Source organism: Escherichia sp. KTE31, from assembly GCF_000407925.1.
GTDB lineage: Bacteria > Pseudomonadota > Gammaproteobacteria > Enterobacterales > Enterobacteriaceae > Escherichia > Escherichia ruysiae.
In genome coordinates this window covers 207,940-232,665 of the sequence record NZ_KE136723.1, presented here as the reverse complement: position 1 = coordinate 232,665, position 24,726 = coordinate 207,940, and the positions used below count along the sequence as shown (strand labels likewise).

General features: G+C 51.2%; 21 protein-coding genes and 1 pseudogene. 15 read left to right on the top strand and 7 right to left on the bottom strand.

Going from position 1 to position 24,726, the window contains the following annotated elements; all coding sequences use genetic code 11:
• The first annotated feature begins 1 nt into the window (after window position 1).
• The 7 genes from nudJ to roxA all read left to right on the top strand — a co-directional run bounded on the left by nudJ (window position 2) and on the right by roxA (window position 7,160).
• A complete protein-coding gene (gene nudJ / locus WES_RS12310; RefSeq protein ID WP_016158089.1) occupies window positions 2-463 on the top strand; it encodes a phosphatase NudJ in 462 nt (153 codons plus the stop codon).
• A 53-nt stretch (window positions 464-516) separates the two neighbouring features.
• A complete protein-coding gene (mnmA, locus tag WES_RS12315) occupies window positions 517-1,623 on the top strand; it encodes a tRNA 2-thiouridine(34) synthase MnmA (RefSeq protein ID WP_010345559.1) in 1,107 nt (368 codons plus the stop codon).
• 35 nt (window positions 1,624-1,658) lie between these two features.
• Entirely contained in the window at window positions 1,659-2,300 is a 642-nt protein-coding gene (gene hflD, locus WES_RS12320; protein ID WP_001297479.1) for a high frequency lysogenization protein HflD, read from the top strand.
• Between the two features lie 3 nt (window positions 2,301-2,303).
• Window positions 2,304-3,674 carry an adenylosuccinate lyase gene (gene purB, locus WES_RS12325; protein ID WP_016158088.1) on the top strand — a complete coding sequence of 457 codons (1,371 nt, stop codon included), beginning with the start codon at window positions 2,304-2,306 and terminating at the stop codon, window positions 3,672-3,674.
• Window positions 3,675-3,831: 157 nt separating this feature from the next.
• Window positions 3,832-4,503: a two-component system response regulator PhoP gene (phoP, locus tag WES_RS12330; protein ID WP_001265481.1), complete on the top strand. Its 672-nt coding sequence runs from the start codon at window positions 3,832-3,834 to the stop codon at window positions 4,501-4,503.
• Window positions 4,503-5,963 carry a two-component system sensor histidine kinase PhoQ gene (phoQ, locus tag WES_RS12335; protein WP_000735426.1) on the top strand — a complete coding sequence of 487 codons (1,461 nt, stop codon included), beginning with the start codon at window positions 4,503-4,505 and terminating at the stop codon, window positions 5,961-5,963. The genes phoP and phoQ overlap by 1 nt, the downstream gene beginning before the upstream one ends.
• Before the next feature lie 75 nt (window positions 5,964-6,038).
• Window positions 6,039-7,160: a [50S ribosomal protein L16]-arginine 3-hydroxylase gene (gene roxA / locus WES_RS12340; RefSeq protein WP_016158087.1), complete on the top strand. Its 1,122-nt coding sequence runs from the start codon at window positions 6,039-6,041 to the stop codon at window positions 7,158-7,160.
• A 48-nt stretch (window positions 7,161-7,208) separates the two neighbouring features.
• Here roxA and pepT read toward each other — a convergent pair whose 3' ends face one another.
• Window positions 7,209-8,435 (bottom strand): peptidase T, encoded by a 1,227-nt coding sequence (gene pepT, locus WES_RS12345; RefSeq protein WP_016158086.1) that lies wholly within the window; start codon window positions 8,433-8,435, stop codon window positions 7,209-7,211.
• A 249-nt stretch (window positions 8,436-8,684) separates the two neighbouring features.
• Between pepT and potA the strand changes: the two genes are divergently transcribed.
• The 5 genes and pseudogenes from potA to WES_RS24485 form a co-directional block, all read left to right on the top strand.
• The gene (gene potA, locus WES_RS12350) at window positions 8,685-9,821 is read left to right on the top strand and encodes a spermidine/putrescine ABC transporter ATP-binding protein PotA (RefSeq protein WP_000531593.1); all 1,137 of its coding nucleotides are present in this window, start codon (window positions 8,685-8,687) and stop codon (window positions 9,819-9,821) included.
• A complete protein-coding gene (gene potB, locus WES_RS12355) occupies window positions 9,805-10,662 on the top strand; it encodes a spermidine/putrescine ABC transporter permease PotB (protein WP_000799415.1) in 858 nt (285 codons plus the stop codon). Before potA ends, potB begins: the two co-directional genes overlap by 17 nt.
• Window positions 10,659-11,453 carry a spermidine/putrescine ABC transporter permease PotC gene (potC, locus tag WES_RS12360; RefSeq protein ID WP_000580316.1) on the top strand — a complete coding sequence of 265 codons (795 nt, stop codon included), beginning with the start codon at window positions 10,659-10,661 and terminating at the stop codon, window positions 11,451-11,453. Before potB ends, potC begins: the two co-directional genes overlap by 4 nt.
• Window positions 11,450-12,496 (top strand): spermidine/putrescine ABC transporter substrate-binding protein PotD, encoded by a 1,047-nt coding sequence (gene potD / locus WES_RS12365; protein WP_000759309.1) that lies wholly within the window; start codon window positions 11,450-11,452, stop codon window positions 12,494-12,496. Before potC ends, potD begins: the two co-directional genes overlap by 4 nt.
• 351 nt (window positions 12,497-12,847) lie before the next feature.
• A pseudogene (locus tag WES_RS24485) lies at window positions 12,848-13,144 on the top strand (hypothetical protein); the annotation flags it as partial.
• Between the two features lie 138 nt (window positions 13,145-13,282).
• On the opposite strand, the gene cobB reads toward WES_RS24485, so the two are convergent.
• The 5 genes from cobB to lolC are packed head-to-tail and all read right to left on the bottom strand — an operon-like array spanning window position 13,283 to window position 18,197.
• The gene (cobB, locus tag WES_RS12375) at window positions 13,283-14,104 is read right to left on the bottom strand and encodes a Sir2 family NAD+-dependent deacetylase (protein ID WP_000952723.1); all 822 of its coding nucleotides are present in this window, start codon (window positions 14,102-14,104) and stop codon (window positions 13,283-13,285) included.
• A 15-nt stretch (window positions 14,105-14,119) separates the two neighbouring features.
• On the bottom strand, window positions 14,120-15,031 hold the full coding sequence (gene nagK, locus WES_RS12380) for an N-acetylglucosamine kinase (protein WP_016158084.1): 912 nt from the start codon (window positions 15,029-15,031) through the stop codon (window positions 14,120-14,122).
• 28 nt (window positions 15,032-15,059) lie between these two features.
• The gene (lolE, locus tag WES_RS12385; protein ID WP_016158083.1) at window positions 15,060-16,304 is read right to left on the bottom strand and encodes a lipoprotein-releasing ABC transporter permease subunit LolE; all 1,245 of its coding nucleotides are present in this window, start codon (window positions 16,302-16,304) and stop codon (window positions 15,060-15,062) included.
• Complete coding sequence (gene lolD / locus WES_RS12390) at window positions 16,304-17,005, bottom strand: lipoprotein-releasing ABC transporter ATP-binding protein LolD (protein ID WP_016158082.1); 702 nt, start codon at window positions 17,003-17,005, stop codon at window positions 16,304-16,306. The genes lolE and lolD overlap by 1 nt, the downstream gene beginning before the upstream one ends.
• Window positions 16,998-18,197: a lipoprotein-releasing ABC transporter permease subunit LolC gene (lolC, locus tag WES_RS12395; protein ID WP_016158081.1), complete on the bottom strand. Its 1,200-nt coding sequence runs from the start codon at window positions 18,195-18,197 to the stop codon at window positions 16,998-17,000. Before lolC ends, lolD begins: the two co-directional genes overlap by 8 nt.
• 260 nt (window positions 18,198-18,457) lie before the next feature.
• Here lolC and WES_RS12400 point away from each other — a divergent pair, with 260 nt between their 5' ends.
• From WES_RS12400 to ldtC, 3 genes are all read left to right on the top strand, one after another.
• The gene (locus WES_RS12400) at window positions 18,458-19,528 is read left to right on the top strand and encodes an acyltransferase family protein (protein ID WP_016158080.1); all 1,071 of its coding nucleotides are present in this window, start codon (window positions 18,458-18,460) and stop codon (window positions 19,526-19,528) included.
• Between the two features lie 127 nt (window positions 19,529-19,655).
• Window positions 19,656-23,102, top strand: coding sequence for a transcription-repair coupling factor (mfd, locus tag WES_RS12405; RefSeq protein ID WP_024195118.1), 3,447 nt, complete (start codon window positions 19,656-19,658; stop codon window positions 23,100-23,102).
• A 143-nt stretch (window positions 23,103-23,245) separates the two neighbouring features.
• Entirely contained in the window at window positions 23,246-24,208 is a 963-nt protein-coding gene (gene ldtC / locus WES_RS12410; RefSeq protein ID WP_077637662.1) for a L,D-transpeptidase LdtC, read from the top strand.
• An 80-nt stretch (window positions 24,209-24,288) separates the two neighbouring features.
• On the opposite strand, the gene bhsA is transcribed toward ldtC, so the two are convergent.
• Window positions 24,289-24,546, bottom strand: coding sequence for a multiple stress resistance protein BhsA (gene bhsA, locus WES_RS12415; protein ID WP_000800147.1), 258 nt, complete (start codon window positions 24,544-24,546; stop codon window positions 24,289-24,291).
• Between the last annotated feature and the right edge of the window lie 180 nt (window positions 24,547-24,726).

Sequence of the window (24,726 nt, the reverse complement as noted above, 5' to 3'; positions counted from 1 at the left end):
AATGTTTAAACCGCACGTTACCGTTGCTTGCGTGGTGCACGCAGAAGGCAAATTTTTAGTCGTTGAAGAGACGATTAATGGTAAAGCGTTATGGAACCAACCTGCCGGGCATCTGGAAGCAGATGAAACCTTAGTGGAAGCCGCCGCCCGTGAGCTGTGGGAAGAAACCGGCATCAGCGCGCAACCGCAACACTTTATTCGTATGCATCAGTGGATTGCGCCAGATAAAACGCCGTTTTTGCGTTTCCTGTTTGCCATTGAGCTTGAGCAAATATGCCCGACCCAGCCTCATGACAGCGATATCGACTACTGCCGTTGGGTCAGCGCCGAAGAAATTTTACAGGCGTCAAATCTGCGCTCGCCGCTGGTGGCGGAAAGTATTCGTTGTTATCAAAGCGGGCAACGCTATCCGCTGGAGATGATTGGCGATTTTAACTGGCCTTTTACAAAGGGTGTCATCTAAAAGGCTGCGTGATAGAATACGCCGCCTTGAAGTTCAATGTCGTGAGTAATCCAATGTCTGAAACCGCAAAAAAAGTAATCGTCGGCATGTCCGGCGGTGTCGATTCCTCCGTTTCTGCCTGGCTGTTGCAACAACAGGGATATCAGGTCGAAGGCCTGTTTATGAAGAACTGGGAAGAAGATGACGGTGAGGAATATTGCACGGCTGCAGCGGATCTGGCTGATGCCCAGGCTGTCTGCGACAAGCTCGGCATTGAACTGCACACCGTAAACTTTGCTGCCGAGTACTGGGATAACGTCTTTGAACTGTTCCTTGCCGAATATAAAGCCGGTCGCACGCCGAATCCGGATATTCTGTGCAACAAAGAGATCAAATTTAAAGCCTTCCTCGAATTTGCCGCCGAAGATTTAGGTGCCGATTATATCGCTACCGGCCATTACGTGCGTCGGGCAGATGTCGATGGCAAGAGCCGCCTGCTGCGTGGTCTGGACAGCAATAAAGACCAGAGCTACTTCCTTTATACGCTCAGCCATGAGCAGATTGCGCAAAGCCTGTTCCCGGTCGGCGAACTGGAAAAACCGCAGGTGCGTAAGATTGCAGAAGATCTTGGTCTGGTCACCGCGAAGAAAAAAGACTCTACCGGCATCTGCTTTATTGGCGAACGTAAATTCCGCGAGTTCCTGGGTCGTTATCTCCCGGCGCAACCGGGCAAAATCATTACCGTTGATGGCGATGAAATTGGCGAACACCAGGGACTGATGTATCACACCCTCGGTCAGCGTAAAGGTCTGGGTATCGGTGGCACCAAAGACGGCACCGAAGAACCGTGGTACGTCGTCGATAAAGACGTCGAGAATAACATTCTGGTTGTCGCACAGGGTCATGAACATCCACGTCTGATGTCTGTCGGGCTGATTGCCCAGCAGTTGCACTGGGTCGATCGTGAACCCTTCACCGGCACTATGCGTTGCACGGTGAAAACCCGCTATCGCCAGACCGACATCCCGTGCACCGTCAAGGCGCTGGACGACGATCGCATTGAAGTGATTTTCGATGAGCCGGTTGCCGCTGTTACGCCGGGTCAGTCTGCCGTCTTCTACAACGGTGAAGTGTGTCTCGGTGGCGGTATCATTGAGCAGCGTCTGCCGCTGCCGGTCTGATTATTTTCTTTACTTAAAACAAGGAAGCAGTGAACGTGGCAAAGAATTACTATGACATCACCCTCGCCCTGGCCGGTATTTGTCAGTCGGCTCGCCTGGTGCAACAACTCGCTCACCAGGGGCATTGTGATGCCGATGCGCTACACGTTTCACTCAACAGTATTATTGATATGAACCCCAGCTCCACGCTGGCGGTTTTTGGCGGTAGCGAAGCCAACCTGCGCGTCGGGCTGGAAACCCTGCTCGGCGTGCTCAATGCCAGCAGCCGTCAGGGCTTGAACGCTGAGTTAACCCGCTACACCCTTAGCCTGATGGTGCTTGAGCGTAAACTTTCATCTGCCAAAGGTGCGCTCGACACTCTGGGTAACCGGATTAACGGCCTGCAACGCCAGCTCGAACACTTCGATTTACAGTCCGAAACGCTGATGAGCGCGATGGCTGCCATCTATGTTGATGTTATCAGCCCGCTTGGCCCACGCATTCAGGTCACCGGATCCCCTGCTGTATTGCAAAGCCCGCAGGTGCAGGCGAAAGTTCGCGCAACCCTGCTGGCAGGCATTCGCGCCGCTGTGCTCTGGCACCAGGTCGGCGGTGGACGTCTGCAACTGATGTTTTCTCGTAATCGCCTGACCACTCAGGCAAAACAAATTCTTGCTCATTTAACCCCGGAGTTGTGATCTATGGAATTATCCTCACTGACCGCCGTTTCCCCTGTCGATGGACGCTACGGCGATAAAGTCAGCGCGCTGCGCGGGATTTTCAGCGAATACGGTTTGCTGAAATTCCGTGTACAAGTTGAAGTACGTTGGCTGCAAAAACTGGCCGCGCACGCAGCGATCAAGGAAGTTCCTGCTTTTGCTGCCGACGCAATCGGTTACCTTGATGCAATTGTCGCCGATTTCAGCGAAGAAGATGCTGCACGCATCAAAACCATCGAGCGTACCACTAACCACGACGTTAAAGCGGTTGAGTATTTCCTGAAAGAAAAAGTGGCAGATATCCCGGAACTGCACGCGGTATCTGAATTCATTCACTTTGCCTGTACTTCGGAAGATATCAATAACCTCTCCCACGCGTTGATGCTGAAAACCGCGCGTGATGAAGTTATCCTGCCGTACTGGCGTCAACTGATTGATGGCATTAAAGATCTCGCCGTTCAGTATCGCGATATCCCGCTGCTGTCCCGTACCCACGGTCAGCCAGCCACGCCGTCAACCATCGGTAAAGAGATGGCAAACGTCGCCTACCGTATGGAGCGCCAGTACCGCCAGCTTAACCAGGTGGAGATCCTCGGCAAAATCAACGGTGCGGTCGGTAACTATAACGCTCACATCGCTGCTTATCCGGAAGTTGACTGGCATCAGTTCAGCGAAGAGTTCGTCACCTCGCTGGGTATTCAGTGGAATCCGTACACCACCCAGATTGAACCGCACGACTACATTGCCGAACTGTTTGATTGCGTTGCGCGCTTTAATACCATCCTGATCGACTTCGACCGTGACGTCTGGGGCTATGTCGCCCTTAACCACTTCAAACAGAAAACCATCGCCGGTGAGATTGGTTCTTCCACCATGCCGCATAAGGTTAACCCGATCGACTTCGAAAACTCCGAAGGGAACCTGGGGCTTTCTAACGCGGTATTGCAGCACCTGGCAAGCAAACTGCCGGTTTCCCGCTGGCAGCGTGACCTGACCGACTCTACCGTGCTGCGTAACCTTGGTGTGGGTATTGGTTATGCACTGATTGCTTACCAGTCTACCCTCAAAGGCGTGAGCAAACTGGAAGTGAACCGTGACCATCTGCTGGATGAACTGGATCACAACTGGGAAGTGCTGGCTGAGCCGATCCAGACAGTCATGCGTCGCTATGGCATTGAAAAACCGTATGAAAAACTGAAAGAGCTGACTCGCGGTAAGCGCGTTGACGCCGAAGGCATGAAGCAATTTATCGACGGTCTGGCGCTGCCAGAAGAAGAGAAGGCGCGCCTGAAAGCGATGACGCCGGCTAATTATATTGGTCGTGCCATCACGATGGTTGATGAGCTGAAATAATCCCCTGTCAAGGCCGGATGGCGATGCTGTCCGGCCTGCTTCTTAAGCGAATCTTTTCCTGTATTACCTCCCCTACCCGCTGGTTTAATTAATGTTTACTCCCATAAACACATAATCGCGTTACACTATTTTAATAATTAAGACAGGGAGAATAAAAATGCGCGTACTGGTTGTCGAAGACAATGCGTTGTTACGTCACCATCTTAAAGTTCAGATTCAGGACGCTGGTCATCAGGTCGATGACGCAGAAGATGCCAAAGAAGCAGATTATTATCTCAATGAACATTTACCGGATATTGCCATTGTCGATCTTGGCTTGCCTGATGAAGATGGCCTGTCGCTGATCCGCCGCTGGCGTAGCAATGATGTTTCACTACCGATTCTGGTATTAACCGCCCGTGAAAGCTGGCAGGACAAAGTCGAAGTCTTAAGTGCCGGTGCTGATGATTACGTGACCAAACCGTTTCATATTGAAGAGGTGATGGCGCGTATGCAGGCGTTGATGCGGCGTAATAGCGGTCTGGCTTCACAGGTTATTTCGCTGCCACCGTTTCAGGTTGATCTCTCCCGCCGTGAATTATCCATTAATGACGAAGTGATCAAACTGACCGCGTTTGAATACACCATTATGGAAACGCTAATCCGTAATAACGGCAAAGTGGTCAGCAAAGATTCGCTGATGTTACAGCTCTATCCGGATGCCGAACTGCGGGAAAGCCATACCATTGATGTATTAATGGGTCGACTGCGTAAGAAAATTCAGGCGCAATATCCGCAAGAAGTGATTACCACCGTTCGCGGCCAGGGCTATCTGTTCGAATTGCGCTGATGAAAAAATTACTGCGTCTTTTTTCCCCACTCTCGCTACGGGTACGTTTTCTGTTGGCAACAGCAGCGGTAGTGCTGGTGCTTTCGCTTGCCTACGGGATGGTCGCGCTGATCGGTTATAGCGTCAGTTTCGATAAAACCACGTTTCGGCTGTTACGTGGCGAGAGCAACCTGTTCTATACCCTCGCGAAGTGGGAAAACAACAAATTGCATGTCGAATTGCCCGAAAATATCGACAAGCAAAGTCCTACTATGACACTGATCTATGATGAGAACGGGCAGCTTTTATGGGCGCAGCGTGACGTTCCCTGGCTGATGAAAATGATCCAGCCTGACTGGCTAAAATCTAATGGCTTCCATGAAATAGAAGCGGATGTTAACGATACCAGTATCTTGCTGAGTGAAGATCATTCTATACAGCAACAGTTGCAGGAGGTACGGGAGGATGACGACGACGCTGAGATGACTCACTCGGTGGCAGTAAACATCTATCCGGCAACGCCGCAGATGCCAAAATTAACCATTGTGGTGGTTGATACCATCCCTGTAGAGCTTAAAAGTTCCTATATGGTGTGGAGCTGGTTTGTCTATGTGCTCTCAGCCAACCTGCTGTTAGTGATCCCTCTGTTATGGGTCGCCGCATGGTGGAGTTTACGCCCCATCGAAGCCCTGGCAAAAGAAGTCCGCGAACTGGAAGAGCACAACCGGGAACTACTCAACCCTACCACCACAAGGGAACTTACCAGCCTGGTACGTAACCTGAACCGGCTATTAAAAAGCGAGCGTGAACGTTACGACAAATACCGCACCACGCTCACCGACCTGACGCACAGTCTAAAAACACCGCTGGCGGTGCTGCAAAGTACGCTACGTTCCATGCGTAGTGAGAAGATGAGCGTCAGCGAAGCAGAGCCGGTAATGCTGGAACAAATCAGCCGCATCTCGCAGCAAATTGGCTACTACCTGCATCGCGCCAGTATGCGCGGTGGTACATTACTTAGCCGCGAGTTGCATCCTGTCGCCCCACTGCTGGACAATCTCACCTCAGCACTGAACAAAGTTTATCAGCGTAAAGGGGTTAATATTTCCCTCGATATCTCGCCAGAAATCAGCTTTGTGGGTGAGCAGAACGATTTTGTCGAAGTGATGGGCAACGTACTGGATAACGCCTGTAAATACTGTCTTGAGTTTGTCGAAATTTCAGCCAGACAAACCGATGATCATCTCTATATTGTGGTCGAGGATGATGGCCCCGGTATCCCGAAAAGCAAGCGTGAAGTGGTCTTCGACCGTGGTCAACGGGTTGATACCTTGCGTCCAGGACAAGGTGTTGGTCTGGCTGTCGCACGCGAAATTACCGAGCAATACGACGGAAAAATCATCGCCGGAGAGAGTATGCTCGGCGGTGCACGAATGGAAGTGATTTTTGGTCGCCAGCATTCTGCGCCAAAGAGTGAATAAATATGCCCTTTCTTCACGCATTACGTTAAGCATCCGTTATAATCGGTTGCAGATACCCGCCTATGGACGCTTAACATGGAATACCAACTTACCCTTAACTGGCCCGATTTTCTTGAACGCCACTGGCAGAAACGTCCGGTAGTGTTAAAACGCGGCTTTAATAATTTTATTGACCCAATCTCTCCAGACGAGTTGGCGGGTCTGGCGATGGAAAGCGAAGTCGACAGTCGACTGGTCAGTCACCAGGATGGCAAATGGCAGGTCAGCCACGGCCCGTTCGAAAGCTACGATCATCTCGGTGAGACCAACTGGTCATTGCTGGTGCAGGCAGTGAATCACTGGCATGAACCAACCGCCGCGCTGATGCGTCCGTTCCGTGAATTACCGGACTGGCGCATTGACGATCTGATGATCTCATTTTCCGTACCTGGTGGTGGCGTCGGCCCGCATCTCGATCAGTACGACGTGTTTATTATCCAGGGCACCGGTCGTCGTCGCTGGCGGGTCGGCGAAAAGCTGCAAATGAAACAGCATTGTCCGCACCCGGATCTGTTACAGGTCGATCCGTTTGAAGCAATTATCGACGAAGAACTGGAGCCTGGCGATATTCTTTATATTCCACCGGGATTCCCGCACGAAGGCTACGCGCTGGAAAATGCGATGAACTACTCTGTCGGTTTTCGTGCACCTAATACGCGGGAGCTGATCAGCGGTTTTGCTGATTATGTTCTGCAACGTGAGCTGGGCGGTAATTATTACAGCGATCCGGATGTTCCTCCTCGCGCCCATCCGGCTGATGTTCTGCCGCAGGAGATGGATAAACTGCGTGAGATGATGCTCGAATTGATCAACCAGCCGGAACACTTTAAACAATGGTTTGGCGAGTTTATTTCCCAGTCACGTCATGAACTGGATATCGCGCCGCCAGAGCCGCCTTATCAGCCGGATGAAATCTACGATGCGCTGAAACAAGGTGATGTGCTGGTGCGCCTGGGTGGTCTGCGCGTATTGCGCATTGGTGATGATGTATACGCCAATGGTGAAAAGATCGATTCTCCGCACCGTCCGGCGCAGGATGCGCTCGCCAGCAATATTGTGCTGACCGCCGAGAATTTTGGCGATGCGCTGGAAGATCCGTCATTCCTCGCGATGCTCGCGGCGCTGGTCAATAGCGGGTATTGGTTCTTCGAAGGGTAAGTTTGAATGTAAGCCGGATGCGGCATCACATGCCGCATCCCTTTTCGCTTACTTCCGTTGCGCCGTTAACTCGGCAATACGCACGATCACCTGCACCGCTTTTTCCATTCCTTCCAAGGTCACAAATTCATGTTTACCATGATAGTTGTAACCGCCAGTAAACAGGTTCGGGCACGGTAATCCCATAAACGACAACTGCGCGCCGTCGGTGCCGCCACGGATCGGTTTCAGATCCGGTTCAATATCACAATCGCGCATCGCCTGCTGGGCGATATCGAGAATATGCGGATGATCCACAATTTTCTCGCGCATGTTGTAGTAACTGTCTTCAATCACCAGTTCAATGTAGCAGTCAGGGTGCAGCCCTTTGCCCACTTTCTTGGCAATTTCCATCATTTTACGTTTGCGTGCTTCAAACTGTTTACGGTCGAAATCACGAATGATGTAGTGTATATCGGCACGCTCAACGGTGCCTTTCATGCTCGTCAGGTGATAAAAACCTTCATAACCTTCGGTAGTTTCCGGGCTTTCATCCGCCGGAACTTCTGCATGAATACGTGCGGCCAGCGATAGCGCGTTAACCATCACGCCTTTTGCCGAGCCTGGGTGAACGTTGTTACCGACAATTTTGATATTCACCGATGCGGCGTTGAAGTTTTCAAACTCAAGTTCGCCTACGCCACCGCCATCGACGGTGTAAGCCCAACGGGCATCAAAGGCGTCAACATCAAAGTGTTTCGCCCCTTTCCCCACTTCTTCATCTGGCGTAAAGGCGACGCGAATATCACCATGCGGAATGTTTTTCTGTTGCAATACCGCCAGCGCGGTCATGATTTCTGCAATACCTGCTTTGTCATCGGCACCTAACAAGGTTTTACCATCGGTGGTAATCAGCGTCTGACCCAGAAGCTGATGCAGAACCGGGAACATAACCGGTGATAAAACTTCATCGCCGATACCCAACGCGATGTCGCCACCACGATAGTTTTCAACAATTTGCGGATTTACATTTTTACCGCTGCAATCCGGAGAGGTATCCACATGAGAAATAAAACCAATCGCCGGGATATCGCCAGGAACGTTAGCCGGTAACGTCGCCATTAGCGTTCCTTTCTCACTTAAGGTCACATTGATAAGCCCCATCTCTTCGAGCTGATCTTTCAACAGATGCAATAACTTCCACTGACCTTCCGTGCTGGGAACCTGTCTCACTCCCGCTTTTGATTGGGTATCCAGAGACACGTAGTTCAAAAAACGCTCAAGTAGTTTATCCATGTAGTCACCCTCACTTTTCGTGACAACATTATTAAGAAGCAAGAAAAGACAAATATTGCGTCAGGTCACTTTTACCCCTGCAAGCGGGAATATTTATCAACATTACCTTAATCAATATAAAGCTAAGCCAGTAATTCACAACAAGGATTGGCGATTCCGATGGTTTGCCGTAGAATTACCGCCCTCATTAAGAGTCACCAAGGTGGTTAACCACAAACCCCGCATCGGTAAGCCATCCGTTGCGTTTACATGGGACAGAGTAAAAAATTGAATAAACAACCGAGTTCGCTTTCACCGCTGGTGCAATTGGCGGGAATTCGCAAATGCTTTGATGGTAAAGAAGTCATTCCCCAGCTTGATCTGACTATCAACAATGGCGAGTTCCTCACGCTGCTTGGCCCTTCTGGCTGCGGTAAAACAACCGTTCTTCGCCTGATTGCGGGTCTGGAAACTGTTGATTCCGGGCGCATCATGCTGGATAACGAGGACATCACCCACGTTCCGGCGGAAAACCGCTATGTGAACACCGTTTTCCAAAGCTACGCGTTATTCCCCCACATGACCGTATTCGAAAATGTGGCCTTTGGCTTGCGTATGCAAAAAACCCCCGCTGCTGAAATTACGCCTCGCGTGATGGAAGCCCTGCGGATGGTACAACTGGAAACCTTCGCTCAACGCAAACCGCATCAACTCTCTGGCGGTCAGCAGCAACGCGTGGCCATTGCCCGCGCGGTGGTTAACAAGCCTCGTCTGTTGTTGCTTGATGAATCGCTTTCCGCGCTGGATTACAAACTGCGCAAACAGATGCAGAACGAGTTAAAAGCGTTACAGCGAAAACTTGGCATTACTTTCGTCTTCGTTACCCACGACCAGGAAGAGGCACTCACTATGTCTGACCGGATTGTGGTGATGCGCGATGGTCGCATTGAACAAGACGGCACACCACGTGAAATCTACGAAGAGCCCAAAAACCTGTTCGTTGCCGGGTTCATTGGCGAAATCAATATGTTTAACGCCACGGTGATCGAACGTCTCGACGAGCAACGCGTACGCGCCAACGTTGAAGGCCGCGAGTGTAATATTTACGTTAACTTCGCCGTTGAGCCGGGGCAAAAACTGCATGTTCTGCTACGCCCGGAAGACTTACGCGTTGACGAAATCAACGACGACAACCACGTCGAAGGGCTGATTGGTTACGTTCGCGAACGCAACTACAAAGGCATGACGCTGGAGTCAGTTGTCGAACTGGAAAATGGCAAGATGGTGATGGTCAGCGAATTCTTTAATGAAGACGATCCTGACTTTGACCACTCTCTCGACCAGAAAATGGCCATTAATTGGGTAGAAAGCTGGGAGGTCGTACTGGCTGATGAAGAACACAAGTAAGTTCCAGAATGTAGTGATTGTCACTATCGTCGGTTGGCTTGTGTTGTTTGTCTTTCTGCCCAACCTGATGATCATTGGCACCAGCTTTTTGACCCGCGACGACGCCAGTTTCGTCAAAATGGTCTTTACGCTGGATAACTACACACGTCTGCTCGATCCGCTCTATTTTGAAGTGCTCGTGCACTCGCTGAATATGGCGCTGATCGCCACTCTCGCCTGCCTGGTACTGGGCTACCCGTTTGCCTGGTTTCTGGCAAAATTGCCGCATAAAGTGCGACCGCTGCTGCTGTTTCTGCTGATTGTTCCGTTCTGGACAAACTCGCTGATTCGAATCTATGGGCTAAAAATTTTCCTCAGCACCAAAGGCTATCTCAACGAGTTCCTGCTGTGGCTGGGCGTTATTGATACCCCAATTCGCATCATGTTCACCCCCAGCGCGGTGATTATCGGTCTGGTTTACATTCTGCTACCGTTTATGGTGATGCCACTCTATTCCAGTATTGAAAAACTGGATAAACCTTTACTGGAAGCGGCACGCGATCTCGGTGCCAGCAAACTGCAGACTTTTATCCGTATTATTATTCCGCTGACGATGCCAGGAATTATTGCCGGATGTCTGCTGGTGATGCTGCCAGCCATGGGCTTGTTCTATGTATCCGACCTGATGGGCGGTGCGAAAAACCTACTGATCGGTAACGTCATCAAGGTACAGTTCCTTAATATTCGTGACTGGCCGTTTGGTGCTGCCACCAGCATTACGCTGACTATCGTAATGGGTCTGATGTTGCTGGTTTACTGGCGCGCTTCTCGTTTGCTGAATAAGAAGGTGGAACTCGAATGATCGGTCGACTGCTTCGCGGCGGTTTTATGACCGCTATCTACGCGTACCTGTATATCCCAATCATTATTTTGATTGTGAACTCCTTTAACAGCTCGCGCTTTGGCATTAACTGGCAGGGTTTTACCACCAAATGGTATAGCCTGCTGATGAACAACGACAGCTTGTTACAGGCGGCACAACATTCACTGACGATGGCGGTGTTCTCGGCGACGTTTGCTACGCTTATCGGTTCACTGACGGCGGTTGCGCTGTACCGTTATCGCTTTCGCGGTAAGCCGTTCGTTAGCGGAATGCTGTTTGTGGTGATGATGTCGCCAGATATCGTGATGGCGATTTCTCTGCTGGTGCTGTTTATGCTGTTGGGTATTCAGCTTGGCTTCTGGTCGCTATTGTTCTCGCATATCACCTTCTGCCTGCCATTTGTGGTGGTGACGGTGTATTCGCGCCTGAAAGGTTTTGATGTGCGGATGCTGGAAGCGGCGAAAGATCTCGGCGCCAGCGAATTTACCATTCTACGGAAAATCATTTTGCCACTGGCAATGCCGGCTGTGGCGGCGGGCTGGGTGCTAAGCTTTACCCTGTCGATGGACGATGTGGTAGTTTCGTCGTTTGTCACCGGACCGAGCTATGAAATTCTGCCGTTAAAAATTTATTCGATGGTCAAAGTCGGCGTATCGCCAGAAGTTAACGCGCTGGCAACCATATTACTGGTGCTGTCGCTGGTGATGGTTATTGCCAGCCAGCTTATTGCTCGTGATAAAACGAAAGGTAACACAGGGGACGTTAAATGAAAAAATGGTCACGCCACCTGCTCGCGGCGGGTGCTCTGGCACTGGGCATGAGCGCCGCTCACGCCGATGACAACAACACGCTGTATTTCTACAACTGGACCGAGTACGTGCCTCCAGGACTGCTTGAACAGTTCACCAAAGAAACCGGTATTAAGGTTATCTATTCGACTTACGAGTCAAATGAAACCATGTACGCAAAACTGAAAACGTACAAAGACGGTGCCTATGACCTGGTGGTTCCTTCAACCTATTACGTCGATAAAATGCGTAAAGAAGGGATGATCCAGAAGATCGACAAGTCGAAGTTAAGCAACTTCAGCAACCTCGATCCAGACATGCTCAACAAGCCGTTTGACCCGAATAACGACTACTCCATTCCGTATATCTGGGGTGCGACGGCGATTGGCGTTAACGGTGATGCGGTGGATCCGAAATCCGTTACCAGCTGGGCCGATCTGTGGAAGCCTGAGTACAAAGGCAGCCTGCTGCTGACCGACGATGCCCGTGAAGTGTTCCAGATGGCGCTGCGTAAGCTGGGCTACTCCGGTAACACCACCGATCCGAAAGAGATTGAAGCTGCATATAACGAGCTGAAAAAACTGATGCCAAACGTCGCAGCGTTTAACTCCGATAACCCGGCTAACCCGTACATGGAAGGCGAAGTTAACCTCGGCATGATCTGGAACGGCTCTGCTTTCGTTGCGCGCCAGGCGGGTACGCCAATTGACGTGGTATGGCCGAAAGAAGGCGGCATTTTCTGGATGGACAGCCTGGCGATCCCGGCAAATGCCAAAAACAAAGAAGGCGCGCTGAAATTGATCAACTTCCTGCTGCGCCCGGATGTGGCAAAACAGGTTGCCGAAACTATCGGTTATCCAACGCCAAACCTTGCGGCGCGTAAGCTGTTAAGCCCGGAAGTGGCGAACGATAAAACGCTCTACCCGGATGCTGAAACCATTAAAAATGGTGAATGGCAGAATGACGTTGGCGCAGCCAGCAGCATTTATGAAGAGTATTATCAGAAGCTGAAAGCAGGACGTTAATTCAGCAAGCGGGCGGTGGTATTACCGCCCGTTTTTTATTTAGCAAGGATGTGGCTAATGAGTCAGGACAGTAAAGTGTTATCCCGCGCTTTTCTCGGTATTGGTCTGATATTGCTCGTTATTTCTGCAATTATCTTTTATTACCATTTTACTTTTACCAAAAGCGCGGTTCATACAGAAGGAATCATTGTTGATGCCGTTTGGTACAACAATCACTCAAACGACGTCGGTGATAATGGTTCCTGGTATCCAGTGGTTGCCTTTCGCCCTACACCAGATTACACGCTAATTTTTAATTCGAGTATTGGTAGTGATTTTTATGAAGATAGCGAAGGTGACAGAGTCAATGTCTATTATCCGCATCCCGAACAAAAGCATGAGAATGATCCGCCAGGCAGCACCTCGACATTAGGTTTTATCTCCTGGGCTGCAGCGTTTGTCTTATTTTCCTGGATCTTTTACTACACGACACGTTTTATTTATGCGTTAAAATTTGCAGTGGCCATGACTGTCGCCAATATGGGCTATCAGGCTTTATGCCTGTATATCGATAATAGCTTTGTGATTGTTAAAATATCGCCGCTCTGGGCGGTGCTGATTGGAGTCTGTACGTTTTTTGCAGCACTGTTATGGACGAGTAAAAGTTAAAAGAGGCCGGTAAAGTGCGCGTGTATTATGCCGGATGCGGCGCGAACGCCTTATCCGGCCTACAAAACCCGCAAATTCAATTAATTGCGCCCCATCGTAGGCCTGATAAGCGTAGCGCATCAGGCAATGCTTCCTGCTTTATAAGCCCTTCAGCAACTTCTCAACAAACTCTGGCACTACCTGGCTTGCCGGACCGTAATATTTCTCGGCAAATTCGTTACCAACCTGGCTCGGTTCAAGATTCAGTTCCACGGTGTGCGCGCCATGCAATTTTGCTTCATGAACAAACCCGGCGGCCGGATAAACATGCCCGGATGTGCCTATGGCAATGAAAATATCTGCCATTGCCAGTGCCATATAAATTTCATCCATGCCGAGCGGCATTTCGCCAAACCACACCACGTGCGGGCGCAGCGGAGCCGGGAACTGGCAGCAATGACATTTATCTTCTGGCGTAACATCGCCAGTCCAGTCGAGAACCTGTCCACTTTGCGAACAACGTACTTTCAGCAATTCTCCATGCATATGAATCACATTGGTATTGCCTGCGCGTTCATGCAGGTTATCGATATTCTGCGTCACCAGCAAAAAGCGGTCGCCGAGGGCATCTTGCAGTTTAGCCAGCGCAAGATGCGCAGCGTTAGGCTGTATTTCTGGCTGCTGTAACTGTCGGCGACGAGCGTTATAAAACGCTTGCACCAGTTCCGGGTCGCGATCAAAGCCCTCTGGCGTCGCAACATCTTCAACCCGATGTTCTTCCCACAGGCCATCTGCGGCGCGAAAGGTACGAATACCTGATTCCGCAGAAATACCAGCCCCTGTCAGTACGAGTACTCTTGGTTTTTCCATTGCTTCCGACACCACTTTATCTCTGAAAAAAATACGCTGACGTAAACGCTCATGCAGGCGGCGTTTATTTTTACGAAAACGACTTAACCGATGACCCCGACGCGACAGCATAGCAACCTCTGTTGTTTAATCGGTTAGATGTAGGAAGGCAGCTCCACGCATTCCGCCTGCATCACCGTGGCGCGCGCGTTCAATGCGCGGAACACGAGCTACAGGTAAGAGATGACGAGGCAGCCTGTCCGCCAGTTGCGTTGTGATTGCCGGGAAATTGGATAACCCACCGCCAATGACCACCAGATCAGGGTCAATAATGGTCAGGATGTTTCCCAGGCAAACCGCTAATAAATCGAGATAACGCTCAACGTGCGCCCTTGCCTGCTCATCGCCTTGATCATAAAGCGCAATAATTTCGGGAGCCTGCAACGGTTGATGATAATAGTGTTGATACAGCCACGCAAAACCGCGACCAGACAGATAATTTTCAATGCAGCCATGCTGACCACAGCCGCAGCGGCGTAATGGGAAATCAAGCCCCATCATGGTTAACGCATCGACCGGCAGACGCATATGACCAAACTCGCCGGTAATGTAGCTCTTACCCGTCACCGCCTTACCGTTGAATACCAGTCCACCGCCAACGCCAGTACCGAGAATTAACCCCATCACCAGCGGATATTGGGTAAATTCATCATCCCAGGCTTCAGAAAGGGCAAAACAGTTAGCGTCATTATTCAGTCGCACATCGCGCTCAAGACGTGCGCTCAGGTCGGCACGCAGCGGTTTACCGCTGGCGGCGGGGACATTGGCGGCATACAGCGTGCCATCATCTGTTTCTGGCATTCCCGGAATACCAATGCCGACAGAACCTTTACAGCCAAAACGTTGATCAGCTTCGGCTACCAGCTCGCATACTGCATCTAAAAAAGCGTCATAGCTGTCACGCGGCGTCGACACCCGCTTTTCCCACTGCAACTGCCGACCACTATCAAACACACCTAGCGCAATTTTTGTTCCACCAATATCAAACCCGTAATACATTGCCGCTCCTTGTTTTAATGTACTGCCTTTACTGGCCGCTAAGGACTCGCGCAGGGTCAATATTACTGGCGCGCCGCGCCGGATACCAACTTGCCAAAAGACTCAGCAACAATGCTGTGACCAGTACGTAGAAGACGTCCAGCCAGTGCAATTCCGATGGCAGGAAGTCAATAAAATAAATGTCACTGGAGAGGAACTGATGGCCGATCAGATCTTCAATCCACTCGATAATCGGAGTGAGTTGCAGCGAAACCACCACGCCGATAATCACACCGCACAAGCTGCCGAACAACCCAGCCAGCAATCCATACCAGACAAAAATGGCGCGAATTAAACTGTCTTTCGCGCCCAGCGTTCTTAATACTGCGATATCGCCACTCTTGTCTTTTACCGCCATCACTAAAGTGGAGACGATGTTAAAACAGGCCACACCAATCACCAGTACCATCGCCAGATACATAATGGCGCGGATCATCTGGATATCACGATACATATAGCCGTAAGTGCCGATCCAGCTCTTGATATAAACATAGCTATTGGTCACTTCGCCCGCGTCACGCACCAGTTTGTTGGCGTTAAAAACATCCGTCATTTTAAGGGCAATACCTGACACACTGGAACCCATATCAAGATATTGTTGGGCATCCGCCAGCGGGATCATGGCAAAACTGTGATCGAGTTGACCGCTCAGCTGCAAAATTCCGGCAATTTGCAAGCGCACTCGTTTTGGCTGCATCAGTTTATGCTCGGGATTCGAATTTGGGATCATGATCGACACCCAATCGCCCTGCTTCACTTTTAACGCATCCGCTACGCCTTTGCCGATAATAATCTGCTGCTCACCGGCTTTAAAATTGTTCCAGGCATCGCCCTGGACAAACGAGGGCAGCGCACTTAGGCGCTGTTCCTGTTGCGGATCAACCCCTTTTACCTGAAGCGCGCGCAGATTCGCTCCGCTTTCCACCAGCCCCGTGAAGTTGATATACGGCGCAGCGGCGGCAATACCTGGCACTTTTTGCACGTTATTCAGTGCTTCCTGCCAGTTAGTCCACGGCTGATCCACCGCTTCAATTTCGCCATGCGGTACTACCGCCAGAATGCGGTTATTCAGTTCGCGTTCAAAGCCGTTCATCGCGCTTAAGCCGACGATCAGTACCGCCACGCCAAGTGCAATGCCAATGGTAGAAATGACGGAGATCAGCGACACCATGCCGCCACGCCGCCGTCCGCGACTAAAACGCAGACCAATTAATAACGATAAAGGCATCGCCATTACTTCGCCCCCATCAGGCTCAGTTCCGCCGTCAGACGACCATCACGCATTTCTAACTGGCGGCTCATACGTTTCGCCAGTTGCAGGTCGTGAGTAACCACCAGGAAAGCGGTGCCCTGCAAGCGATTCAACTCCCCAAGCAACTGGAAGATGCTGTCGGCGTTACGTGCGTCAAGGTTACCAGTAGGTTCATCCGCCAGTACCAGACGCGGGTTATTAACCAGCGCACGGGCAATCGCCACACGCTGACGTTCGCCGCCAGAAAGTTCGGATGGACGGTGATTCGCGCGATGCTCCAGCCCCACCGCTTTTAACATTTCCAACGCTCGACTGTTGATTTCAGCGGGCTTTTTCTTGCCAATCAGCAGCGGCATAGCCACGTTTTCCAGCGCGGTAAAATCCGGCAGCAGGTGGTGAAACTGATAAATAAAGCCCAGCTTCTGGTTACGCAGTTCTGCTTTCGCCGCCGACGATAGTTTGCTCATCGGCTGACCGTTAAAAATCACATCGCCGGAAGTTGGCGTATCCAGCCCACCCAGCAAGTGCAGCAAGGTGCTTTTGCCAGAACCAGAGCTACCGACGATAGCCATCATTTCGCCTTCGCCCACGCTGAAACTGACATTGTGCAGCACGTCGGTTTGCACACTGCCTTCCTGATAGCGTTTGCACAGGTTGTCGCATTGCAACAGGATCTTATTCATAACGTAAAGCCTCAGCGGGTTGAGTGGCGGCAGCGCGCCAGGAAGGGTAAAGCGTAGAAAGCAGCGCGATAGCCATCGCCACCAGCGCAATAATAATGACCTGTAAAGGTTCGATAGCGACCGGCAGCGCCGCGCCATCAAGCAGGACGCCGATTATCGGCATCAGATTATTCAGCTGACTGGCAAGCAGTGCGCCAAGCGCCGCTCCAAGGATCGCACCAATAATCCCGGCGCTGGCACCCTGTACCATAAAGACCATCATGATTTGTCGCGGAGTTAAACCCTGCGTTTGCAGGATTGCCACTTCGCCCTGCTTCTCCATCACCATCAGCCCCAGCGAGGTAATAATGTTAAACGCCGCAACGGCGACAATCAGGCTCAGCAGCAAGCCCATCATATTTTTTTCCATGCGCACGGCCTGGAACAGCTCACCTTTACGGTCGCGCCAGTCCTGCCATTTACTGCCTTCTGGCAGTTTTTGCTGGCTTAACGAGTCCACTTTCAGCGGCTCATCCAGCCACAGACGCCAGCCGGTGATATTGCCTGCCGGATAACGCATCAGACGCGAGGCATCCTCAATATTCACCAGCATTTCATAGCCGTCGACTTCACTGTTAGCGGCAAAAGTACCAATCACATTGAACAGGCGCTGACTTGGAATACGCCCCATCGGCGTGAACTGGCTGGCAGATGGCACCATCACGCGGATTTGATCACCGCGATTGACGCCCAACTGTGAGGCAAGCTGTTCACCGAGGATGACATTATATTTCCCCGGCTCGAGGTCAGTTTGTTTCACATTGACCAGATACGGCGTTAGTGGATCTTTTTGCGCCGGGTCGATACCCAGCATCACCCCGACCGCCACGCTGCGCGCGCTTTGCAGTACCACATCACCGGTAGTAATAGGTGCGACGCGATTAACGCCGTCCAGTTTGACTGCCGTTTCCGGGAGTTGCTGCGGGTTAAGAGAGCCATGCTCAGAAGAGAGAATTGCCTGTGGCATCAGGCCAAGGATGTTGTTTTGCAGCTCGCGCTCAAAGCCGTTCATCACTGACAATACTGTGACCAGCGCCATCACCCCGAGGGTAATGCCGATGGTAGAAAGCCAGGAGACGAAACGACCGAAGCGATCCGCTGCACGCCCACGCATGTAACGCAGGCCAATAAATAGAGCGACAGGTTGGTACATGAAATCCGTCTGGTTGCTGTAGCAAAGACACGAGTATATAAGCGAAAGCAAGATGGGTAAACGTCTGAACTGTAAGTGATCGTCAGGGCTAATCTGAAAAGTACCAGCAAATCAATCGACTAAAGGGCCTCATTTTCTCATCGGCCTTGTGGCCTGATCTTTATCTGAAAAATAACCAAATACAGACAGATACGCATTACTCCACGCGACTGGCCCCTCAGGATCAACAGCATGTTAAATAAAAAGAGCGTGTTGTCCTGATGAAACAAAAAGAGCTATGGATTAACCAGATCAAAGGGTTATGTATATGTCTGGTAGTGATTTATCACTCGGTCATTACCTTTTATCCGCATATGACCACTTTTCAGCATCCGTTATCGGAAGTCCTGAGCAAATGCTGGATCTATTTCAATCTTTACCTTGCACCCTTTCGTATGCCGGTTTTTTTCTTTATATCCGGCTATTTGATTCGCCGCTATATCGACAGCGTACCGTGGGGAAATTGTCTCGATAAACGCATCTGGAGCATCTTCTGGGTGCTGGCGCTTTGGGGCGTGGTGCAGTGGCTGGCGCTAAGCGCACTGAATCAGTGGCTGGCACCTGAGCGCGATTTAAGCAATGCCTCCAATGCCGCTTATGCCGATTCCACAGGTGAATTCCTGCACGGGATGCTCACCGCCAGCACCAGCTTGTGGTATCTGTACGCTTTAATTGTCTATTTCGTGATATGTAAAATTTTTAATCGCCAGGCTCTGCCGTTATTCGCCCTGTTTGTACTGATGAGTGTGGCTGTTAATTTCGTTCCCACGCCGTGGTGGGGAATGAACAGTGTGATCCGCAATTTGCCTTATTACAGCCTTGGCGCATGGTTTGGCGCAACATTAATGACCTGTGTTAAAGAAGTACCGTTGCGCCGCCATCTGCTGATGTCTTCACTGCTGGCCGTTCTGGCGGTCAGTGCCTGGTTGTTTAATATTTCGTTGCTGTTGTCGCTGGTGTCGATTGTGGTGATCATGAAGCTGTTTTATCAGTACGAACAGCGTTTCGGTATGCGCTCCTCCAGCCTGCTGAATGTGATTGGTTCCAACACCATTGCCATCTACACCACCCATCGCATTCTGGTAGAGATATTCAGCTTAAGTCTGATTCCGCAAATGAACGCGGCGCGCTGGTCGCCGCAACTCGAACTGGCGCTCCTGCTGGTTTATCCCTTTGTCAGTTTGTTGATTTGTACACTGGCTGGCTTGCTGGTACGAAAATTTTCACAACGCGCATTCAGCGACCTGTTGTTCTCCCCGCCTTCTCTGCCTGCAACCAGTTATTCTCGCTAAGCCATCGCCCCAGCCGGGGCGATTCAATTTGCTAAACCATGTCGATTCCGGATAATGAACAGCATTGCTTATCAGAGATATGCCCCCATATGTTGAGGCATATCCTAACGAGAATCTGACAACCGTTATGCCTGAACAATATCGTTATACGCTGCCCGTCAAAGCGGGTGAACAGCGTCTGCTGGGCGAGTTAACCGGCGCTGCCTGCGCGACGCTGGTAGCGGAAATTGCCGAACGTCACACCGGACCGGTGGTGCTCATTGCACCAGATATGCAAAATGCTCTACGTTTGCATGATGAAATCAGCCAGTTCACCGACCAGATGGTGATGAATCTGGCGGACTGGGAAACCCTCCCTTACGACAGTTTTTCGCCTCATCAGGATATTATCTCCTCGCGTCTTTCCACCCTTTACCAGTTACCAACGATGCAACGTGGCGTACTGATTGTTCCGGTGAATACGCTTATGCAGCGCGTTTGCCCGCACAGTTTTCTCCACGGTCATGCGCTGGTGATGAAAAAAGGTCAGCGTCTGTCACGAGATGCATTGCGTACCCAACTGGACAGCGCCGGTTATCGCCATGTTGATCAGGTGATGGAGCACGGTGAATACGCCACGCGCGGCGCATTGCTGGATCTCTTCCCGATGGGTAGTGAGCTACCTTATCGTCTTGATTTCTTTGATGATGAAATCGACAGCCTGCGAGTATTTGATGTCGATAGCCAACGCACGCTGGAGGAAGTTGAAGCTATCAACCTGCTACCCGCGCACGAATTTCCGACCGATAAAGCGGCAATTGAACTGTTCCGCAGTCAGTGGCGTGATTCTTTCGAAGTAAAACGCGATCCAGAACATATTTATCAACAAGTGAGCAAAGGCACATTGCCTGCCGGGATCGAGTACTGGCAACCGCTATTCTTCAGCGAACCGTTGCCGCCACTGTTCAGTTATTTCCCTGCCAATACATTGCTGGTGAATACTGGCGATCTGGAAAACAGTGCCGAACGTTTCCAGGCTGACACGCTGGCGCGTTTTGAGAATCGCGGCGTCGATCCGATGCGTCCACTGCTGCCGCCACAATCGCTCTGGCTGCGGGTCGATGAACTGTTCTCAGAGCTGAAAAACTGGCCGCGTGTACAGCTAAAAAATGAACATTTACCGACAAAAGCAGCGAATGCCAATTTAGGCTTTCAGAAACTGCCAGACCTTGCCGTTCAGGCGCAGCAAAAAGCCCCGCTGGATGCGCTGCGTAAATTTCTTGAATCTTTCGACGGCCCGGTGGTGTTCTCGGTAGAAAGTGAAGGTCGCCGTGAAGCACTCGGTGAACTGCTCGCCCGTATTAAAATAGCTCCACAACGTATTATGCGTCTCGATGAGGCCAGCGACCGTGGGCGTTATCTGATGATTGGCGCTGCCGAACATGGTTTTGTTGATACGGTACGTAATCTGGCGCTGATTTGCGAAAGCGATCTGCTCGGTGAACGCGTTGCCCGTCGTCGTCAGGACTCACGCCGCACCATCAACCCTGACACGCTGATCCGCAACCTCGCGGAGCTGCACATTGGTCAGCCGGTGGTGCATCTGGAGCACGGCGTCGGGCGCTATGCCGGAATGACCACCCTGGAGGCTGGCGGCATTACCGGCGAGTACCTGATGCTCACTTACGCCAACGACGCCAAACTGTATGTCCCGGTATCGTCGCTGCATCTGATTAGCCGTTACGCCGGTGGCGCGGAAGAAAATGCCCCGCTGCATAAACTTGGCGGCGATGCCTGGTCGCGGGCGCGGCAGAAAGCGGCGGAAAAAGTGCGTGATGTGGCAGCGGAATTGCTGGATATCTACGCGCAACGCGCCGCCAAAGAGGGCTTCGCGTTTAAACACGATCGCGAGCAATACCAATTGTTCTGCGACAGCTTCCCGTTCGAAACCACGCCGGATCAGGCGCAGGCGATTAATGCGGTGCTTAGCGACATGTGTCAGCCGCTGGCAATGGATCGTCTGGTGTGCGGCGATGTTGGCTTTGGTAAAACAGAAGTGGCGATGCGCGCCGCTTTCCTGGCAGTAGAGAACCACAAGCAGGTGGCGGTACTGGTGCCAACGACTCTTCTCGCACAGCAGCATTACGACAATTTCCGCGACCGTTTCGCCAACTGGCCGGTACGCATCGAAATGATCTCCCGTTTCCGCAGCGCCAAAGAGCAGACGCAAATCCTTACGGAAGTGGCGGAAGGGAAAATCGATATTCTGATCGGTACGCACAAACTGCTGCAAAGTGACGTCAAGTTTAAAGATTTAGGCCTGCTGATTGTCGATGAAGAGCACCGCTTCGGGGTGCGTCATAAAGAGCGCATTAAAGCGATGCGCGCGAACGTGGATATTCTGACGCTTACCGCAACGCCGATCCCACGTACGCTGAACATGGCGATGAGCGGAATGCGCGATCTGTCGATTATTGCCACGCCACCCGCCCGTCGTCTGGCAGTTAAAACGTTTGTCCGTGAGTACGACAGTCTGGTGGTCAGAGAGGCTGTCCTGCGTGAAATTCTGCGCGGAGGGCAGGTTTACTATCTTTATAATGATGTGGAAAACATCCAGAAAGCCGCCGAACGGCTGGCGGAACTGGTGCCAGAAGCGCGGATTGCCATCGGTCACGGGCAGATGCGCGAACGCGAACTGGAACGGGTGATGAATGATTTCCATCATCAGCGTTTTAACGTGCTGGTTTGTACCACGATTATCGAAACCGGGATCGACATCCCTACCGCCAACACCATTATTATTGAACGCGCGGATCACTTCGGTCTGGCGCAACTACACCAGCTGCGTGGCCGCGTCGGACGTTCGCATCATCAGGCATATGCATGGCTGCTGACGCCGCATCCGAAAGCGATGACTACCGATGCGCAAAAACGTCTCGAAGCGATTGCGTCTCTGGAAGACCTTGGCGCGGGCTTTGCGCTGGCAACGCACGATCTGGAGATTCGCGGTGCCGGTGAACTGCTCGGCGAAGAACAAAGTGGTTCGATGGAAACTATCGGTTTCTCGCTGTATATGGAGTTGCTGGAAAACGCCGTCGATGCACTGAAAGCCGGACGCGAGCCGTCGCTGGAAGATCTCACCAGCCAGCAAACGGAAGTCGAACTGCGGATGCCGTCGCTGTTGCCGGATGACTTCATTCCTGATGTAAATACCCGTCTGTCGTTCTATAAACGTATTGCCAGCGCCAAAACGGAAAGCGAACTGGAAGAGATCAAAGTCGAACTTATCGATCGCTTCGGTCTGCTGCCGGATCCGGCGCGTACCCTGCTGGATATTGCCCGTCTGCGCCAGCAAGCGCAGAAGCTGGGGATCAGGAAGCTGGAAGGGAATGAGAAAGGCGGCGTGATCGAATTTGCCGAGAAGAATCACGTGAATCCTGCCTGGCTGATTGGTTTGCTGCAAAAGCAGCCACAGCACTATCGTCTCGATGGCCCGACGCGCCTGAAGTTTATTCAGGATTTGGGCGAACGGAAAAAACGTATCGAATGGGTGCGCCAGTTTATGCGTGAACTGGAAGAGAACGCGATCGCATAATGGCAAATCGGGGGCGTTTCTGCGCCCCCATCCCCAACATTTACAAATTCTTTGCACTTCCCTGCACTATCCGACACTGCCACCATCCATAATTCAGACTTATCTTTTTATTACAATAACCTTATATTTATTATGGATTTTTGGTGATGATCAAAACGCGTTTTTCTCGCTGGCTAACGTTTTTTACGTTCGCCGCTGCCGTGGCTCTGGTGCTACCGGCAAAAGCCAACACCTGGCCGCTACCGCCAGCGGGTAGTCGTCTGGTTGGCGAAAACAAATTTCATGTGGTGGAAAACGATGGTGGTTCGCTGGAAGCTATCGCGAAAAAATATAACGTCGGCTTCCTCGCTCTGTTACAGGCTAATCCCGGTATTGATCCGTATGTACCGCGCGCAGGCAGTGTGTTAACCATTCCATTGCAAACTTTACTGCCAGACGCGCCGCGTGAAGGCATTGTGATCAACATTGCAGAGTTGCGTCTCTATTACTACCCACCGGGCAAAAATTCAGTGACCGTGTACCCCATCGGCATTGGTCAGTTGGGGGGTGACACACTGACGCCGACAATGGTGACTACCGTTTCGGACAAGCGTGCAAACCCAACCTGGACGCCGACGGCAAACATCCGCGCCCGTTATAAAGCCCAGGGGATTGAGCTTCCACCAGTCGTTCCGGCAGGACCGGATAACCCGATGGGCCATCATGCGATTCGTCTGGCGGCCTATGGCGGTGTCTATTTGCTTCACGGTACGAACGCCGATTTCGGTATTGGTATGCGGGTAAGCTCTGGCTGCATCCGTTTGCGCGATGACGATATCAAAACACTTTTCAGCCAGGTCAGCCCCGGCACCAAAGTGAATATTATCAACACGCCGATTAAAGTCTCTGCCGAACCAAACGGCGCACGTCTGGTGGAAGTGCATCAGCCGCTGTCAGAGAAGATAGATGACGATCCGCAATTGTTGCCGATTACGCTCAACAGTACGATGCAGGCATTTAAAAATGCTGCGCAAACTGACGCCGAAGTGATGCAGCGCGTAATGGATGTGCGTTCCGGAATGCCGGTTGATGTGCGCCGTCATCAAGTGAATCAACAAACGCTGTAAATCGCGGACAAAAAAATCCCCGCAGCACAGGGTGTTGCGGGGAAAAAGCAGCAATAACAGGCATTAATGAGGGTTAATGCTTATTTATAAATTACTGCCGTTCCGTGGAGGGTATTCGGACCGGTTACTGAAGTAATACGGAAAGATTTAGCACCCATCTCATCCGCTTTTTGTGCCAGTTGTTCTTCCAGCGATCCCAGATTTGTCCCCGCGTTAGCACTGATAGTACCCACTTTTTGTTGACCTTCTGGTGTTGCCTGAACTTCAACAGCCGCAAAGCTGGCAAATGACATGGAGCTTAAAATCGCCGCAGCGATGAGGGTTTTTACGTTTTTCATAATAGTGACCTTATGCAGATGAATGGCGTCGCAAGCAATTACTTAACGATCGATAACTAAATAATAGACGTGATCTGGATCACATACAAGACGTTTTTTATAACATTCATTAATTAAATGAAAATTCTTTAAATTTCAGTCAAATAGAGAACAATTATTTTTCTGACTTCTGGACTGGTG